Origin of the sequence: Actinomyces mediterranea (assembly GCF_900155595.1) — a bacterium.
Classification (GTDB): Bacteria; Actinomycetota; Actinomycetes; order Actinomycetales; family Actinomycetaceae; genus Pauljensenia; species Pauljensenia mediterranea.
Window position 1 is genome coordinate 1,288,543 of the sequence record NZ_FTPB01000004.1, and the last position, 17,882, is coordinate 1,306,424.

The window sequence follows — 17,882 nt, forward strand, 5'->3', positions numbered from 1 at the left end:
CTCTGATGGCCAGAAAGCCCCTCGGACTCGACCGACAAGGCATCCAGAAAACGATGCGCATGTCCAACTACTTCGGCGACGGCCTAGGGCAGTTGGGTCTCAACATCATGTCTGGCTTGATCGGCATCCTCGTCTACTTCTACACCGACAAGGTCGGCATTGCAGCCGGAGCGGCCGGCACCGCCCTGCTCGTCGCCAAAATCGTCGATGCCTTCTCCGACTTCACCATGGGATGGCTTCTCGATCGAGTCCGTACGCGGTGGGGCAAGGCCCGCCACTGGCTGCTGTGGGGCGCCGTCCCCGCAGGCATCGCCGTTACCGTCCTCTTCACGGTCCCTGTCGGTGCCGCTGACGGAGTCAAAGTAACCTACGCCATCGCTACGAACATCCTGCTGTCGGCGGGTGCGTACACGATGCTCGTCATCCCCTACGGCTCGCTCATGTTCTACTTGACCCCTTCCATCGAACAGCGTGGGAGCATGGGACTGACTCGCGCGGTCTTCGGGTACATCAGCGGCATGATCATCGCCATCGGCTACATCCCGATCACCAATGCCCTGGGCGGAGACCAATCGGCGTGGATCAAATTCGGCTTCGGAGCCGCCGTTGCCATCACCGTGTGCTTCCTCATCGCTTTCGTCACCGATAAAGAGAAGACCGCCGACAGTGAAGAGAGCGCCGATGAGAAGCTGCCGATCGGGCAGGCAATCGCGCTTCTCTTCCAGAACAAGTATTGGGTCATCATGCTGGGCGTCCAAGTGGTGTCCAACATGATCTTCTCCATCACCTCTGCCACGGGCATCTACTACGTCAAGTGGATTCTCCACAACGAGGAACTCGTATCACTCCTCGGCGCCATCGGCCTCATTCCCGTCGTCATCGGATTCCTCTTGGTCAAACCGCTCACCCGCTTCTTCGGCATGGCCGGTGCCGCGCGCATGGTGATCATGGTCGGCATCATCGCCACCGCGATCCGCTGCGTCTTCCCCTTCGACTTCTGGGCGCTCATGTTCGTCGGCCCCTTCGTGACCCTCGCAACCATCCCCCTCATGGCGCTGTCCGGTCCCCTCGTCCAGAACACCATCACCTACGGCGAGTGGCAACACTGCTACCAGCAAGTCGGCATGGCCAACGCTGCAACCTCCTTCGGTTCCAAGATTGGATCCGGTCTGGGTGCCGCAATGATCGGCTGGATCCTCGCACTGGGCGGCTACGACGGCGAGGCCGTCGAGCAGGCCGACTCCGCGATCAACGCCATCATCGGAGTGTCCATCTGGCTGCCCGGAATCCTGCTGGTGATCTGCTGGCTGTTCCTCAAGGCCTATGACCTGGAGGCAAAGTACGCCGACATCGTCAAGGAGCTCAAGGAGCGCAAGGCTGCGCAAGTCGGCTGACTTCCGGGGCGCCTGCTCGCACGAGGGCAGAGCCCGTTGAGCGCCTGCTGGACAGACAATTTCAGCAGGCGTTCCCGTGCGTGTGTCAGTGCGCTGCGCCCTCGACCGCCGTCGCCTTCTTCGGCATCAGGTGCGAGAGTGCGAGCCATGCGTATGCGAGGACGCTCCCCCACACGAGGCCGAATAGCCCCGACAGAGCCGTCTCCATCGTCCACATCGCGGCGCCCCCCAGGTGCGCCACCCATTCGACGGCGCCGCCGATGAGGTGGTGCAGCCACGAGGCGCCGAGGTCGTCCAACGAGACGATGACGATATGTCCGCCTACCCACTCCATCGCGATCGTGCCGACGATGCCGATCACTGTGAAGACCTTCGGCATGGCGGCGACGATGCGCCGACCGAGGGCGGCGACCCAGCCGTTGCCCTCCGCCATGCGCAGGCCGACATCATCCATCTTGACGAGGACGGCGACCAGGCCGTACACGAAGAAGGTCATGAAGAAGGCGACGAAGATCATGATGCCGACTCGGATGAGATTCGACTCGGCGCTGACATTCGCTAGCGAGATCAACATGATCTCAGCGGAAAGGATGAGGTCGGTGCGCGTGGCGGATGAGACGATCCCGCGTTCGAGTTCCTCAGCGGACGCCGCCCTGGGCTCGTCCTCGTCCCCCTCGTGATCGGGGAGGAGGCGCAGTTTCGCGAGCACCTTCTCCGCCCCCTCGACGCATAGGAACGAGCCTCCGACAATGAGGAGGATCGGCAGCATCCACGGCGCGAGCCAGGTGAGGATCAGCGCCGCCGGCAGAATGATCGCAAGCTTATTGATGAGGGAGCCGCGCGCAATCCTCTTGATGATCGGCAGTTCCCGGCTCGGGTCGAGGCCCGCCACGTACTGCGGAGTGACGGCGGTGTCGTCGATGACGACTCCCACCGCCTTGGAAGAGGCCTTCGCGGCGCCCGCAGCGATGTCGTCGAAGGAGGCCGCAGTTGTCTTCGCAAGGGTCGCAATGTCATCGAGGAGGGCGATGAGTCCGCCTGCCATGGGATGTCAGCGCCCGTCGACGTCGGCGCGCGCCCGGATAAACGCATCAACGCAGGCGCGCACATCCTCTTCGCTGTGGGCGGCGGAGAGTTGAACGCGGATGCGTGCCTTTGAACGGGGGACCACCGGGAAGGAGAAGGCCGTGACGTAGACGCCGAGTTCGAGCATTCGCTCCGCGATGGCGCCCGCCAGGCGCGCCCCGTCCTCACCGGGGAACATCACCGCATGGATCGGGTGGGTGCCCGGGAGGATCTCAAACCCCGCTTCGGACATGAGGGAGCGGAACAGGGCTGACAAGTCCGCCAGATGCGCCCTCGCGTTGTCCGCACCCGCAGCGACGCGCAGCGCTTCGCGCGAACCGGCGACGATCGCGGGCGCGAGAGTGTTGGAAAAGAGGTAGGGGCGCGCCTTCTGTCGGAGCATGTCGACGACCGCCTGACCTGCGGCGACGTAGCCGCCGGATGCGCCGCCCAGAGCCTTGCCGAGCGTCCCCGTGAGGATGTCGACCCGGTCGCGGACGTTGAAGAGCTCCGGCGTTCCCCGCCCGCCCGCCCCGACGAACCCGGTTGCGTGCGAATCGTCGACCATCACGAGGGCGCGGAACTCCTCCGCCAGGTCGCAGATCCCGGGCAGCGGCGCGTAGGAGCCGTCCATCGAGAAGACCCCGTCCGTGACGATGACGATCTGCTCGGCACCGGCAGCCCGGGCCGCTTCGAGTTGGGAGCGCAGGTCGCCCATGTCGGCATTGCGGTAGCGGAATCGCTTCGCCTTGCACAGGCGGATGCCGTCGATGAGGGAGGCGTGATTGAGCTCGTCGGAGACGATCGCGTCGTCCGCGGTGAACAGGGCTTCGAAGATGCCGCCGTTGGCGTCGAAGCAGCTGGAGAACAGGATTGCGTCATCCATTCCGAGGAAGTCGGCGATCTCGCGCTCCAGGGCCCGGTGCTGGTCCTGGGTGCCGCAGATGAAGCGCACGGAACTCATGCCGAAGCCCCAACGCTCAAGGGCCTCCTTCGCGGCCTCGGCGGGGCGCGGGTCGCCGGCGAGGCCGAGGTAGTTGTTCGCGCAGAAGTTGAGGGCATCGCCGCTGCGGGTGGTGACGGTCGGGCCCTGCCTGCCCAGGATCTCGCGTTCGTTCTTGTACAGGCCCGCCTCGCGGATATCAGCGAGCGCGGCCTCAAGCTTCGGTGTCAAAGTGTTCATGAGTGTTCCTTATAAATGAGGGGAATGGGAGTCACGCCTCCCAGTCGATGATGACCTTTCCGACGGTGCCCGAGGCAGCGGTGTCGAAAGCTGCTTGCCAGTCATCGGGGGTGAAGCGGTGAGTGATGATGGAGCGCACCGCATCGCGCAGTTCTTGAGAGGTTTCCATCATGTAGGTCGCGAGGTACCAGGTGTCGAACATTTCACGTCCGTAGACGCCCTTAATGGTGAGCATCCGCGTGATGACCTTGTTCCAGTCGACGGAGAAGGAGCCCTTGGGCAGCCCGAGGAGGGCGATCGTGGCGCCGTGCGTGCAGTGCTCAATGAGGGTTGACAATCCGCCGGGCGCTCCCGACATCTCAAGGCCCGCATCGAAGCCCTCGCGGATATTGAGCCCGGCCATGACATCGGGCAGAGTCTGCTCGCGGATGTCGAGGGCGACATCGGCACCCGCCTTCTCAGCGAGGGCGAGGCGATCAGCCTGCAGATCGGTGACAACGACGTGGCGAGCTCCAGCGTGCTTGGCGAGGGCGACGCACATGATGCCGATCGGTCCCGCTCCGGTGACGAGGACGTCCTGCCCGGTCATCTCAACCTGCTGGCAGGAGTGGACGGCATTGCCGAGGGGATCGAAGAGGGCGCCGAGCTCCGGGTCGATGGACTCGGGCTGCACCCAGACATTGCCCGCGGGAACGACGACGTAGTCGGCGAATCCACCGTCTCGGTTGACGCCGATACCGATGGTGCGGATACACATGTGACGACGCCCCGCACGGCAGTTGCGGCAGCGCCCACACACGATATGCCCTTCGACGGATACCCGCTGGCCGACGTGGAGCTCGTCGCGCCCCCGCCCCTGTACGACGCCGGGGCCGATGTCGGTGATCTCGCCGCAGAACTCGTGTCCGAGGGTCTGCGGGGGCGTGAGGGAGCCGGGCGCTCCGCCGTCCCACGTATACAGGTGGACGTCCGTGCCGCACAGGCCTGCCCGCTGGACGCGGATCTTCACCTCGCCGAAACCGGGAGTGGGCTCGGGGATATCGCACAATTCGAGGCCGGGAGCCTCACTCGTCTTGCGCAGCGCACGCATATCCATTCCTTCGATCGTAAGAAGACGGGGGAGAAGCCGTCACTCTATTGTGCGCCACTGAGCGGGCATCTCACGCACGCGCTGAGGGCGGCGGCTCCACCGGTACACATGATGACGACGAGGACGAGTCGGATGAAATGGGATAGTCGTTGTGAAGGAACGACGGAACGCAGCGAGGCATAGCGCGGCATTAGGGGATCATCTCCAATGATGATGTTGATGAGATATGGCAGAGATTACATCCACTCCAGGAGGTAATGGGGCAGGATGCGATGATGAATCGCTCGACTGTTGGTCTCCCGGTGCCTGTGCACCTGGGAAGCACCCATCGGCACGCAATATGCTGGGGACTCATGAGTACATCTGGGGGCCCCGTGCCCGCCCTTGACGCCGACCTCATCGAGCGCCTGCGTTCGGATCTCGTAACAGCCGATTGGACGGCGGCCCGCCTCGGCGAGCTGCTCAGCGCCGATGCGGCGGCCGCGCTCTCCAGAGAGCAGCGCATCCCCGCCCTCGTCGAACTCGAAGGCTCTGACGACCCGGCGGCGACCCTCACTCGCTTCTTCATACTCGGCTCCGTCGAGGAGGCCCCCCGCCTCGACGCCGCGCTCGCCACACTTACCAGCGCGGGACTCGTGGCGCTCGGCCTCGCCCAGCCGCTCGACGGCGAAGAGGCCTCATCCGACGAGGGCGATGCTCCGTCGCGCATGAGGGCGCTTGTCGACCTGCGCCCCCACGCAGCCGCCGTCGGGGACGAGGACGCAGACACCACCTGGTGGATCGCCAGCGACCAGGGGGAAGCCATCACCGGACGCCCACTCGCATCCGACCACGTCATGGGCGTCGGCGGGGCATCGGCCTCGTTGCTGAGGGCGACGATGAGACGCCGCGTCGCCCGCGCCCTCGACCTCGGGTGCGGATGCGGTATCCAATCCCTCGCCCTGGCCACCCACGCAGACCACGTCGTCGCCACCGATCTGTCCGCCCGAGCCTGCGCATTCACCATATTCAATGCGGCTCTCAACTCGGTGAGCCTCGACGTGCGCCAGGGGTCGCTGTTCGAGCCCGTCGAAGGAGAGAACTTCGACCTCATCGTGTCGAATCCGCCCTTCGTCATCACTCCCGACTCGGTGCGATCCTCCCGCGGCACGGGCATGCTCGAATACCGCGATGCGGGGATGAACAGGGACCGCCTTGTCGAGATCATCATTCGAACAGCACCCGCCATGCTCGCACCGGGAGGATGTCTCCAAATGCTCGCGAATTGGGAGATTCCCGAGGGCGTTGACCCCGATTTCGAATGGTCGCAGCGCATCGACGAATGGTTCGACGGGCTTCCCGTCGATGCGTGGGTCGTCCAGCGCGATGTCCTCGACCCGGCGCGTTATGTCGAGATGTGGACGCGGGACTCCGGCGTCGGCCTCGTCGGCAGGGACGCCTATGAGCGCACCTACCGCACCTGGCTCGCCGATTTCCGTGCCGCCGGGGTCGGAGCGATCGGCATGGGCCTCATCACCATGCGCACCCCTGCGGTCGCCGAGGGCGCGACCGGCGAGGACAACGGTGTGCGCGTCTACGACTACGCGATCACGGGCATCGCCCCGCGCGGGTTGGACGTCGAACGGGCTCTGGCTGCGTTGAGACTCCCGAACGACCTATGGGACTCGCGGCTGATCAGGGCAGATGACGTCATAGAAGAGCGCCATTATGTGCCGGGAAGCGCGGATCCGACTGTTCTCATCCTCCATCAGGGCGCGGGTCTGGGAAAGTCCATCGTAGTGTCCAGTGCGACCGCCGCTGTAGTCGGCGCATCGGATGGGGAGTTGACTGTTGGTCAGATCGTGTCAGCGGTCGCGATGCTCACCGACCGGCGGGTGGATGAAGTGAAAGAGGAAGTGGGACCCGCGCTGCGCGAGCTGCTCCGCGCAGGAATGATGTCCATTGCAGCGGGTGAAGCGGCTTCGTGATCCGTTCGAGGAACACATCGGGCTGAATCGGATCGGCAACCGCTTGAGGCACATGGTCACGGCGTCAAGGACGCGAGCGCTTATTGATCTGAACGAAAGACGAACTTCATCACGATGTGAGGATTGCCGGTTCGTTATCCTTTGTCTTCGGTGCTCGTAAGGGCTTCTGCTCCATCGTGGTCGAACTGGATCCAGCTATCCGCGACCGCTGTAGCCCCTTCAGACAGTGCCTATGTGTGCAACGCCCGCAGCGGAGGGCCCGTTCCCGACGCAGCCGGAAATCGGGGAGCATACGCATCATCGAGCGGAACACCGGGGAGAAGCCGGAATATCCGAACAGGGGTCTGCATGCCCGTTGAAAAGGGTGGGGAATGCGACGATACGGCATCGAAGGGTAGACATTGTCTGAACATGCCTGTCGTTAGTTGTAAGGTCATGTCCACTGGTGCAGTCGGCGAAGCGCCGCATAGGAAACGGAGGCTCAGGAGAACATGGGAGCGTCGAAGCTGGTCATCGTGGAGTCCCCCGCGAAGGCAGCGACCATCGAGGGGTACCTGGGCCCCGATTACCATGTCACCGCGTCTATCGGGCATATTCGCGACCTCCCTCAGCCCAAAGAGCTTCCCGCCGACATGAAGAAGGGCCCCTACGGGCGTTTCGCCGTTGACATCGACCACGGGTTCACCCCCTACTATGCGGTGAACCCGGACAAGAAGAAGAAGGTCACCGAACTCAAGCGGGCCCTCAAAGAGGCCGACGAACTCTTCCTCGCAACCGATGAGGACCGCGAGGGCGAGGCCATCGCCTGGCACCTCCTTCAAGTCCTCAAGCCGAAGGTGCCCGTGCGCCGCATGGTGTTCCACGAGATCACGAAAGAGGCGATCACTCGGGCACTGGAGACGACGCGCGAACTCGACACCGCCCTCGTCGACGCGCAGGAGACTCGGCGCATCCTCGACCGCCTCTACGGCTACGAGGTGTCGCCACTGCTGTGGCGCAAGATCCGCCCCTCCCTGTCTGCCGGGCGCGTCCAGTCCGTCGCCACGCGTCTCGTCGTCGATCGTGAGCGCGACCGTATGGCGCACATCAAAGCTGAATACTGGTCGATCCAGACCCGCGTCGAAGCCGCGGGGGAGGCCTTTGACGCCCGCGTCACCCATATCGACGGCCGCGCGGTCGCCACGGGTTCGGACTTCTCTGAAAGGGGAGTCCTCTCCGCGAAGGCTCAGAAGGCGGGCGCCGTCCATCTGAGCGCGGATCGTGCGCGCGAACTCGCCGACGCGCTCGGAGCCTCGACCTCGTCGATCATCAACGAGGTCGCGCACAAGCCCTACCGCCGCCGTCCTGCCGCGCCCTTCACGACCTCCACCCTCCAGCAGGAGGCATCGCGCAAACTCCACTGGAATGCCTCGTCGACAATGCGCACGGCGCAGTCCCTCTACGAGTCCGGCTACATCACCTACATGCGCACCGACTCGACCGCCCTGTCGGGCCAGGCGATCAACGCCGCGCGCCGCCAGGCCACCGAACTCTACGGCGCCGACGCAGTCCCCGATTCTCCGCGCGTCTACGGCAAGGTCGCCAAGGGCGCGCAGGAGGCGCATGAGGCGATCCGCCCCGCAGGCGACCACTTCCGCACCCCCGACCAGGTGGCCGCGCATCTGTCGCGCCAACAGCTCGCCCTCTACGACCTCATCTGGAAGAGGACGATCGCCTCGCAGATGGCTGACGCCGTCGGCTTCACCGCGACGATCCGGGTCCTCACCGGAGTGTCCACCGCCCAGGGGCGCCACGACGTCGTCTCCTCCGCATCCGGCACCGTCATCACATCCCCTGGATTCCGCCTCGCCTACGAGGAGGGCCGCGACAAGGGCCGCTATGACGCTGAGAAGGCGGACGCGGAGAAGGTCCTGCCCAATGTCGCCGAGGGCGACGCAGCGGATATCGCCTCCGCCCAGCCTGAGGGGCACGAGACGCAGCCGCCCGGCCGCTACACGGAAGCAACCCTGGTGAAAACCATGGAAGAGCGCGGCATCGGGCGCCCCTCCACCTACGCGTCGACGATTCAAACCATCGGGGACCGCGGCTACATCACGCACCGCGGCCAGTACCTCGTGCCGACATGGCTGGCGTTCTCAGTGACGCGCCTGCTCGAAGAGAACCTCGCCAATCTCGTCGACTATGACTTCACTGCCTCCATGGAGGCCGACCTCGACCGCATCGCCGCTGGCGAAGAGTCGGGAACGGATTTTCTCTCCCTGTTCTACCTGGGCGCGGACGGCGGCGGAGACGCAGACGGATTGAAGTTCCAGGTCGAGTCCCTCGGAGATGACATTGACGCGAGGGCGGTCAACTCGATGGAGGTCGCCGACGGTGTGGTCGTGCGCGTCGGCCGTTACGGCCCCTACTTGGAGAAGGCGGACGGCACGAGGGCGAATCTGCCCGACGAGGTCGCCCCCGACGAGGCGACCCCCGACAAGATCGCAGAACTCTTCGCCCTCGCCGCCGCTGACGGGCGCGAACTCGGTGTTGATCCCGGCACCGGCCACACGATCATTGCGAAGTCCGGCCGATTCGGCCCCTACGTCACCGAGGTGCTCCCCGAATCCGAGCAGGAGACTCCTAAGGGACGCAAGGCTGCGAAGTCGAAGCCGCGGACCGCCTCGCTCTTTGCATCGATGGACCTGGCGACAGTCGATCTCGATCAAGCCCTGAAGCTGCTGTCCCTTCCCCGCGAAGTCGGCGCGGATCCCGCCGACGGCACGATCATCACCGCGCAGAACGGCCGCTACGGCCCCTACTTGAAGAAGGGGTCGGATTCGAGGACCCTCGCCAGCGAGGACCAGCTCTTCACGATCACCCTGGAAGAGGCGCTCGCGATCTACGCCCAGCCGAAGACCCGGGGGCGCGGAGCTGCCAAGCCGCCGCTCAGAGAATTCGGCGAGGATCCGGTCTCGGGGAAGAAGGTGACCGTCAAGGACGGCCGATTCGGCCCTTATATCACCGACGGGGAGACGAATGTGACGGTCCCCCGCGCGGAAACGGTGGAGGACCTCACCCAGGAGCGGGCTTTCGAGTTGCTCGCCGACAAGCGGGCCAAGGGGCCGGCGCCGAAGAAGACGCGGCGGACGACCGCGAAGAAGACGACGAGCCGGGTGAGGAAGACGTCGAAGTAGGCGTCGCTCTACACGCATGAGGCGCGGCACAGGCGGCATCGGCGCAAAATGCCCGTGAGCCGTGCGAGGATGTGCCTATGGACCAAGCGGGGGTGAATCCGATGAACGGCGCTCTGTTCATCACATTCGAGGGCGGCGACGGCTCGGGCAAGTCGACTCAGATTCAGCGGGTGCGAACCTGGTTCGAAGAACGCGGGCATAGGGTACTCGTGACGCATGAACCCGGGGGAACGGAACTGGGGCGCGATATCAGGCGTATGGTTCAAAACGGCCCCGAAGACATCGACCCGAGAACCGAGGCTCTCCTCTACGCGGCCGACCGCGCCTACCACGTGGCGACCGTCGTCCGACCCGCCCTCGAGGAAGGGTTCGTCGTCCTCGCCGACCGCTACATCGATTCGTCTCTCGCCTATCAGGGCGCCGCCCGCTCCCTCGGCGTCGACGAGATCCGCGCACTATCCGCCTGGGCGACTCGGGAACTGGCTCCGACGCTGACATTCTTACTCGACCTGCCTCCAGAGGTGGGGGCGCGGCGCAGAACGGACCGCCCCGACCGGATGGAACGCGAATCCATGGACTTTCATGAGCGCGTCCGCCACGAGTACCTGCGGCTGGCGGACGCCGAACCCGAGAGGATCATCGTCATCGACGGGGTCGGCACCCAAGATGAGGTCTTCTCCGAAATCCGCGGAGTCCTCGAGGAATGCTTCGCCGATAGAACCCCGAATGCTGCGCAGGGGGCCGAATCGTCGAATGACAATGCCGAGGTCGAGGCGGTTGTCAATGACACGCCCACTGCTCCGCGCGTTCGCTCCGGCAGGAAGAAGCCAATGCTCCACGCCCTCGCCGAAGGACAGGCGACGCTGTGGGCCATCGACGAACAGGGCGCATTATTGTGACCGCGACGGTCCCGCCCGTCTTCAGCGGACTCGTCGGCCAAGATCGCTGCGTCGCGACACTCACCCGGGCGGCTGTCGCCGCAAGGGCGATCGTTGATGCCGAGGACGGCAAGTGGATGGACTCCCAACGGGCGATGAGTCACGCATGGCTCATCACCGGTCCCCCCGGATCCGGCCGTTCCGTCGCCGCTCAATCATTCGCGGCGGCGCTGCAATGCACGGGCGGTGAGCCCGGATGCGGCGAATGCCCCGGCTGCAAGACCACGATGAACAAATCGAATGGCGACGTTCATTTCATCTCCACCCAGGAGAGCGTCATCAGCGTCAAAGTGGCGCGCCCCCTCGTATTGGACGCCCAGAGTTTCCCCTCACAGGGGCGATGGCGCGTCATGATCGTCGAGGACGCTGACCGCCTCACCGCACAGGCAGCCAATGCCCTCCTCAAAGCCATCGAAGAGCCCCCGGAGAGGACCATCTGGCTGCTGTGCGCGCCCAGCGTCGATGACATGATCCCGACCATCCGCTCCCGCTGTCGGCATATCGGACTCACCATTCCGCCCGCGCAGGCGGTCGCCGACCTCCTCGTCTCCCAGGGCATCGCCGACCCCGCGACCGCCCTCGCCGCTGCCCGTGCGGCCCAATCGCATATCGGTTTTGCGCGGGCTCTTGCCAAGGATCCGCAGATGCGTCGGCGCCGCCGCGATATCATCGCCGCTCCGATCCGGGTCCACTCCGTCGCCCAAGCGGTGTCCGCCGCAGAAGAACTCCTTGCAACGGCGAAGGCTCAGGCCGATGCCCGGGTGGAACAGATCAACGCCCAGGAGAAGGCGGAGCTGCTCCGTCAACTCGGCTTATCCGAGTCGGATTCGCCGACCAAGCAGTCGCGCACCATGGTCCGCGAACTCCAAGAGAACCAGAAGCGGAGGGCGAAGCGGGCGCTCAAAGATGAACTCGATCGGGCGCTCATCGATCTGCTCGCGATCTATCGCGACATCCTCATGGTGCAATTAGGCGCGGGCCAGGAACTCATCAACGAGGACCTGCACGACCTCGTTGACGATGTCGCCCAGCGCTCCACCGCCGCGCAGACGATGACGCGGGTGAGCGCCATTGAAGACGCTCGCAGGCGTCTTCAGCACAACGGGCAGGCGACCCTCGTCCTCGAAGCGATGATCGTCGCGCTCAGGCTCGACTCCTGACCCGTCGCGTCCCCGTGCCCGAGAGGACGTTGTCTTCTACCCTTGGGGGCATGATCCGACGCTCCGGCCGCTCACCGTTTCTCATCGTCGCCGTCCTCATCGTCTTGGTCGCCATCGTCGTCATCATGGCGCGAATGGTGGTGCTGCCGGTGCTGTTGCCGTCATTGCACCGGTCGGCGACGCTCGCCCAATCCGCCCCCGATATCAACGCGACGACGAGGGAATCGTTCTACTCCCAACAGATCGAATGGAGCGCGTGCGACAGGGAGAGGATCACCCTCTCCGGTGTTCGTGTGAACCCGAATATGTCCGAATACCAGTGCGCGACCCTTAAAGCCCCCCTGGACTGGGACGAACCCGGGGGGGAACAGATCACCCTGTCGCTCGCGGTGCACCGCTCAGGCGCCGCTGGAGCGCCGATGCTGTTCTACAACCTCGGCGGCCCCGGGGCGCAGGCTGTGCGCTCCCTCTCCTACCAGATCGAGGAGAATCTCGGGGACGCCCTCGTCGATCACTACGACATCGTCGCTCTCGACCCCAGGGGAGTCGGCGGATCCACACCCGTCACCTGTATGACGGACGAGCAGAAGGACTCCTATAGCGCTCATGGGAGCCCCATCGAAGGCGCGGCGGCGAACGCGGAGTCGATGACTCCCCAGCAGATCGTTGATGCCGCCGATGAGAGGGCCGGCGCTATCGCCGAGGGGTGCAGGCGCTTGAGCGGGAGCCTCTTCGAACACATCGATACCGTTTCAGCGGCGACGGACTTCGATATGGTGCGCGCCGTTCTCAGCCAGGGTGAGCTCCACTACCTCGGCTTCTCCTATGGGACATTCCTCGGCGCCACATACGCGGAGCTATTCCCCGACAGGGTCGGACGCTTCGTCCTCGACGGGGCGATCGACCCGGCGATGAACGTGAACGACGTGTCGGACCTGCAGATGAGGGGATTCGAGGAAGCAATGGGCCACTGGGTCGACGTGTGCCTGAACGAGGCCGACTGTCCCCTGTCGGGGACGCACGCCGACGGCGTCGCTCAGGTATCAGACTTCCTCTCCTCGCTGACCGGCGTCCCCTTGGATACATCGGACCCGCAGCGTCCTCTCACGCAGAACCTCGCGTTAACGGCAATGACCGGGATGCTGTACTCCGAGCAGAGCTACCCGCTCCTCAAGCAGGCCCTCGCGCAGGCAGTCACCCACGGGGACGGGTCGCAACTGCTGATGATCGCCGACTATGTCAACGACCGTAATGATGACGGGACGTATTCGTCGTCAACGGATGCCCTCATTGCGATCAACAATCTCGATTACGGGCCTGTGGGCACCATTGATGAGTGGACGAAGAACGCCGACGCCCTGAAAAAGGAACTCACTGTTTTCGGCGGATTCGCGGGATACACCTCGGCGGGCCTGGGTCGGTGGCCGACATCCCACGCGCCCCGGCGCCCGATCAGCGCCTCCGGCGCCGCTCCGATCGTCGTCATCGGGACGACGCATGACCCGGCAACGCCCTATGTCATGGCGGTGAATCTCGCTGCTCAATTGTCCTCCGGTGTCCTCGTGACAAACGAGGGGTGGGATCACACCGCGTATTCGAAGGTGGCGAATCCTTGCGTGCGCGGAGCCGTCGAAACCTATCTCGTTGATGGCAGCGTCCCCGAACAGGGGTTGATGTGCGGACAGTAGGGACCGGTGTGAGGCGATCCATTGACGAGGACGTGCCGGGCATTTGCCCCAACCGAGCCCCTCACATTACAGTGTCACCGTTGCCTTGATACCCGCGGGTGTTGCGGCGCGCCACCTTAGCTCAGTCGGCAGAGCGATTCACTCGTAATGAATAGGTCGTGGGTTCGATTCCCACAGGTGGCTCCGTGTGAAGTCCAATCCAGTTCCTCCCCGCATAAACGCACACAGTTTCTGGAAACCAAAGTTAAGTCAAACAGTTTTCAACCCTGTGACCTGCGAATATGTGATGCTTGTTCACGTGCGTGGGGAGTTTTTCGGGGAAACTGTGTGCGTTTTAGCGGGTTGACGGCGGCATCGCGGATGTCTTCATGTTCACCGCCGCGGGACCCTTCTACGTGGCGAGTCATCCCGTATCCTCCCTCATCTCGGGCCTCGTTTTCGGCCTCGGTCTCATTCTCGTTGTCTTCGCAGGCGGAGAACTCGCGACTTCGGCGATGATGGCGCTTCCCCAGGCCGCCGCTCTGCGCCGCATCACCTGGGGGCGGGCGTCCCTCTGCCTCGCGATCTGGGCGCAGTCGAAAATTGCCAATGATGTGGCGAAGATGGTTCTCATGGCGTGGTGCATGTTCGCCTTCGTGACCTCGGACTTCGAGCACGTCGTGGCGAATATGACGACGCTGAGCCCGGGGCTATTCTTCAATGCTCCGGGCGTTCAGGCTGCGGGGATCGTTCATAATCTGGTGTTCGTAGGTTTGGGGAATCTCGTGGGCGGTGCCCTCTTCGTCGGGGCGGTCTATCTATTCATCGCGCACCAAGAGGCTGCCGATCATTGACCGCAGGGCGGCGAGACGCATGGTCTTTGCGACACGCCGTCGCAAAGACTGGGTCGAAAGTCCTCTATGCTCGCCTTCATGACGAAATGCGTGGTCGTGTCAGATCGCCTCGACAACGGGTGCGGGATCACGCAGATATGCCCTGCGAGCAGACCGAAGGTGGACTGACAACGGTGAACCTCATCGATATGCGCAACGAACTCGGACACCGGGCGGCGCCCGCAGTCGTCCTCGTCAATCTGGGAACCCCGAAGACGCCGACAACGGCGGATGTGCGCACCTACCTGCGTCAATTCCTCTCCGATCGGCGCATCATCGAGATGAACCCGCTCATGTGGCGGCCCATTCTCGAAGGCATCATCTTGCGCGTCCGCCCCGCGCGAACCGCGGAGAAATACAGGACCATTTGGATGGATGAGGGGTCGCCGCTGCTTCATTACACCCTCGAGCAGGCCAGGCTCGTAGGGGAGGAGCTCAGCGGAGTCGCCACAGTTCGCGCGGCGATGCGCTACGGCAGCCCCGCCCTGGCGGATGTGCTTGACGAGCTCTACGCCGACGGATACCGCAAAGTAGCTGTGCTCGCGGCCTACCCGCAGTACTCGGGGACGACGGTTGCTTCCGTCAATGACGCACTCATCTCGTGGATGGCGTCGCGGCGCGACCATATGGAGATCCGGATCTCCCGGTCCTTCCCCATCGTACCCTCCTACATCGAGGCTCTCGCCCGGGCGGTCGAAGACCATTGGGCGACTAATGGTCGCCCGGACTTCGAGGGCGGGGACCGCCTTATCGCGTCCTTCCATTCGATTCCCGTGGCGATGCACAAGGCGGGAGACCCCTATCGGAGTGAATGCGAAGCGACCGCCGCCGCCGTGAGCGATCGCCTCAACCTCCCCGAAGGGGCGTTGAGCGTCACCTTCCAATCCGTATTCGGGCCCGCCGAGTGGCTCGCCCCTGCGACGATCGACACGGTCGAACACCTGGGGAAGCAGGGGGTCAATCGCGTCGACGTCATCTGTCCGGGATTCGTCGCCGATTGTCTCGAGACCCTTGAGGAGATCGACCAGCTCAACCGCGAGACATTCCTCAAGGCGGGGGGCTCGCAATTCCACTACATCCGCTGGGGCAATGATGCTCCGGCGACGGTGGAGGCGCTCGTACAACAGGCGCGCAGTCTCATCGGAGGTTGGGCGTCCTGACTACGATGGCACGGAGCAAGGCGACGGGAATTAATTGGGCCCGCACCGACCGGGTTACTTCTCGATATCGCTGAGGCGCTCTGCGATCCGTGAGAAGACGCGGTCGAGGACGGTGATCTCATCCTCTGTCAGGTCGTTGAGGACGAGAGACCTGATGATGTCTCGTTGAACGAGGGCGGCCTGTGAGAACAGGGCGGCGCCCTCGTCGGTGAGAATGACGAGCCCGCCGCGGCCATCTCCCGCACAAGGGGTTCTCATGACGAGTCCCCGGTCGACGAGCCGGTTGATGGTGTGAGTGAGGCGCGAGGGGCTGAAAACCACCTGGTGGGCCAGGATGGAAGGGCGGATGCCATTGGCTCCGGCGCGGGAGATCTGGAGGAGGACATTATACTCGGGCAGCGTGAGCTTGCAGGAGGACTTGAGGCCGATTTCGATGCGGTTCGACAGGCGAGAGGTCGTCGTGAAGTACGCCTCCCAGGCTTTGCCCCGAGCCTCCGGCCTCATCGTCGTGCGCCTCCCAGCAACGTGTCGAAGTCCGTGAAGCCCGGCCAAGAGTCTGCCTCGCTCACGGTGGTGGGGACGGGGGACTCGAAGGGGATCCCACTGCTCCCCGATATGGGATTGATTTTCAGGAAATTATCGCTTGAACCCTCCTCATGTCCATGTTTTGTGACCCCTTCCACCTTTGCGGGCGTGCAGGATGCGTCAGTGCGCGTCCCGAGGCGACGTAATAGCTCAGCGGCTCCCCGGGGTGATACGGGGGGCGGGGGAGGTCCTGCCCGACCCATCCGAGTCGACCGCGTGCGCGCCCCAGTCCTCCGTGGCGGCGTAGATCGCGGTCGGCACCGGATCGGCGTGCGCGCATTCGAGACGGGATGGGGCGAAAGCGGTGAGGACGTGGTCGATGATTCTTCCGACATGCCCGCGTGGATGATGACGATGCTGCTCATGCGACGTCGTTCCGATCCTGCCCGCCCGCGAGGAGCGCGTCGGAATGGCGGATGGCGTCCTGGGAGTTCCTCCTCATAGAACTCTCCGGTCCAGTCCCGCGATTGTCTTCTTCGCCTCCCCGTGGTCGTGGTATTCGAATCGCTCGCGGTAAAGGGCGACCATTCGGGCGGTGTGCTCGGGCGGCCAGAAGATATTGTTGTGGAAGAAACCGTCGCCGCAATAGGCGGCCTGTTCGGCGATTTCGGGGAAGCGGATGGAGCCGTGCCACACGAATGGGGCGATGGAGTCGAGAGGGCGCGGTGTGGAGATGTATCCGCGAAGGAGAGTGCGGAACTTGCCCGACCGCGTGACATTCTCATTCGCCCACAGTTCGCGCAACAGTGCATAGTTCTCAATGGCACGTGCGATTCCATCTCGAATGTCTTTGCCGAACCAGGGGTAGACGGAGCCGGTGTTGCCGTGGCCCATCGTGAGGTCGATCCGTCCGTCGGGCATATAGTGGCATCGCGTAATCCTCGGCGATCTTCACGGGGTCATTCGTCGTGATGAGAGCCCTCGGTCGATAGTTGGATCCTTTCGGTGACCGCAGCGATGCGCGCGAGGGGCGTCGTGGGATGTGGTCGGTGGTGGGATCGGTGGTGGGGTCCGAGACGCTCATGATTCCGAACTGCATGGGTGTTCCTTAGAAGAATCGTTCACCGAAAGATGTAGTGCAACTTTCAACCATATCTGAACTGCGAGGTGCATCTCGTAGTGTCAGGGACGGGCTGCGGCACAGGGAAAGAATGAATTTCTACTTGCGTCATCATGAATGATGAATTTATTCTTGAGTATTGAAAAGCGGGGAGTTGAGCCCCGGCATTCACCCTCTCGAGAATAGGAATTTTCATGAAGAAGACTCATGTCGTCCTCATTGATGACATCGACAACTCTGTCGAAGCGGTGAAGACCGTGAATTTTGCACTCAATGGCACCTCCTACGAAATCGACCTTTCTCAGGATCACCTTGACGAACTCGAAGCCGATTTCGCGAAGTGGGTCACCGCTGCTCGCAAGATCTCAGGACGAGGTGTGCGCTCTGCTCGGACCTCGACAGGGCCGAAGACCGCGGTTGTGCGCGCCTGGGCGAAGGAACAGGGCATTGAGATCTCCGATCGTGGTCGGATCCCCGCTCCCGTCCTCGAGTCGTACCTCGCTGCGAAGGCCTGATGCATGTGCCTGCTCGCCGTTGAGCAGGT

14 protein-coding genes and 1 tRNA gene are annotated in these 17,882 nt (G+C 63.8%); 10 read left to right on the forward strand and 5 right to left on the reverse strand.

What is annotated here, in order from left to right; all coding sequences use genetic code 11:
• Positions 1 to 5 precede the first annotated feature (5 nt).
• Positions 6 to 1,394 carry an MFS transporter gene (locus BQ7471_RS09705; RefSeq protein ID WP_076465859.1) on the forward strand — a complete coding sequence of 463 codons (1,389 nt, stop codon included), beginning with the start codon at positions 6 to 8 and terminating at the stop codon, positions 1,392 to 1,394.
• 85 nt (positions 1,395 to 1,479) lie between these two features.
• Here the strand turns inward: BQ7471_RS09705 and BQ7471_RS09710 are convergent, their stop codons facing one another.
• From BQ7471_RS09710 to tdh, 3 genes are read right to left on the reverse strand one after another with little or no spacing between them, the layout of a single operon-like run.
• Positions 1,480 to 2,439 carry a DUF808 domain-containing protein gene (locus BQ7471_RS09710; RefSeq protein WP_076465861.1) on the reverse strand — a complete coding sequence of 320 codons (960 nt, stop codon included), beginning with the start codon at positions 2,437 to 2,439 and terminating at the stop codon, positions 1,480 to 1,482.
• 6 nt (positions 2,440 to 2,445) lie between these two features.
• The gene (locus tag BQ7471_RS09715; RefSeq protein ID WP_076465862.1) at positions 2,446 to 3,642 is read right to left on the reverse strand and encodes a glycine C-acetyltransferase; all 1,197 of its coding nucleotides are present in this window, start codon (positions 3,640 to 3,642) and stop codon (positions 2,446 to 2,448) included.
• A 31-nt stretch (positions 3,643 to 3,673) separates the two neighbouring features.
• Positions 3,674 to 4,738, reverse strand: a complete 1,065-nt coding sequence (gene tdh / locus BQ7471_RS09720; RefSeq protein WP_235821292.1) for an L-threonine 3-dehydrogenase — start codon at positions 4,736 to 4,738, stop codon at positions 3,674 to 3,676.
• Positions 4,739 to 5,085: 347 nt separating this feature from the next.
• On the opposite strand from tdh, the gene BQ7471_RS09725 reads away from it, so the two are divergent.
• The 8 genes from BQ7471_RS09725 to hemH all read left to right on the forward strand — a co-directional run bounded on the left by BQ7471_RS09725 (position 5,086) and on the right by hemH (position 15,693).
• Positions 5,086 to 6,699, forward strand: a complete 1,614-nt coding sequence (locus BQ7471_RS09725) for a DUF7059 domain-containing protein (RefSeq protein WP_076466365.1) — start codon at positions 5,086 to 5,088, stop codon at positions 6,697 to 6,699.
• Positions 6,700 to 7,190: 491 nt separating this feature from the next.
• The gene (gene topA / locus BQ7471_RS09730; protein WP_076465866.1) at positions 7,191 to 9,875 is read left to right on the forward strand and encodes a type I DNA topoisomerase; all 2,685 of its coding nucleotides are present in this window, start codon (positions 7,191 to 7,193) and stop codon (positions 9,873 to 9,875) included.
• 77 nt (positions 9,876 to 9,952) lie between these two features.
• Positions 9,953 to 10,774 (forward strand): dTMP kinase, encoded by an 822-nt coding sequence (gene tmk, locus BQ7471_RS09735; protein ID WP_235821293.1) that lies wholly within the window; start codon positions 9,953 to 9,955, stop codon positions 10,772 to 10,774.
• On the forward strand, positions 10,771 to 11,973 hold the full coding sequence (locus BQ7471_RS09740; protein ID WP_076465868.1) for a DNA polymerase III subunit delta': 1,203 nt from the start codon (positions 10,771 to 10,773) through the stop codon (positions 11,971 to 11,973). The genes tmk and BQ7471_RS09740 overlap by 4 nt, the downstream gene beginning before the upstream one ends.
• 50 nt (positions 11,974 to 12,023) lie before the next feature.
• On the forward strand, positions 12,024 to 13,661 hold the full coding sequence (locus BQ7471_RS09745; RefSeq protein WP_076465869.1) for an alpha/beta hydrolase: 1,638 nt from the start codon (positions 12,024 to 12,026) through the stop codon (positions 13,659 to 13,661).
• 110 nt (positions 13,662 to 13,771) lie between these two features.
• Positions 13,772 to 13,844 (forward strand) — tRNA-Thr (locus BQ7471_RS09750).
• 170 nt (positions 13,845 to 14,014) lie between these two features.
• On the forward strand, positions 14,015 to 14,494 hold the full coding sequence (locus BQ7471_RS09755; RefSeq protein WP_268874475.1) for a formate/nitrite transporter family protein: 480 nt from the start codon (positions 14,015 to 14,017) through the stop codon (positions 14,492 to 14,494).
• Positions 14,495 to 14,682: 188 nt separating this feature from the next.
• Positions 14,683 to 15,693, forward strand: coding sequence for a ferrochelatase (hemH, locus tag BQ7471_RS09760; RefSeq protein ID WP_076466369.1), 1,011 nt, complete (start codon positions 14,683 to 14,685; stop codon positions 15,691 to 15,693).
• Positions 15,694 to 15,747: 54 nt separating this feature from the next.
• Here the strand turns inward: hemH and BQ7471_RS09765 are convergent, their stop codons facing one another.
• Positions 15,748 to 16,197 (reverse strand): MarR family winged helix-turn-helix transcriptional regulator, encoded by a 450-nt coding sequence (locus tag BQ7471_RS09765; RefSeq protein WP_076465872.1) that lies wholly within the window; start codon positions 16,195 to 16,197, stop codon positions 15,748 to 15,750.
• A gap of 519 nt (positions 16,198 to 16,716) precedes the next feature.
• The gene (locus BQ7471_RS10900; RefSeq protein ID WP_076465874.1) at positions 16,717 to 17,139 is read right to left on the reverse strand and encodes an LLM class flavin-dependent oxidoreductase; all 423 of its coding nucleotides are present in this window, start codon (positions 17,137 to 17,139) and stop codon (positions 16,717 to 16,719) included.
• A 393-nt stretch (positions 17,140 to 17,532) separates the two neighbouring features.
• Between BQ7471_RS10900 and BQ7471_RS09775 the strand changes: the two genes are divergently transcribed.
• Complete coding sequence (locus BQ7471_RS09775; RefSeq protein WP_076465875.1) at positions 17,533 to 17,853, forward strand: histone-like nucleoid-structuring protein Lsr2; 321 nt, start codon at positions 17,533 to 17,535, stop codon at positions 17,851 to 17,853.
• The last annotated feature ends 29 nt before the right edge of the window (positions 17,854 to 17,882 follow it).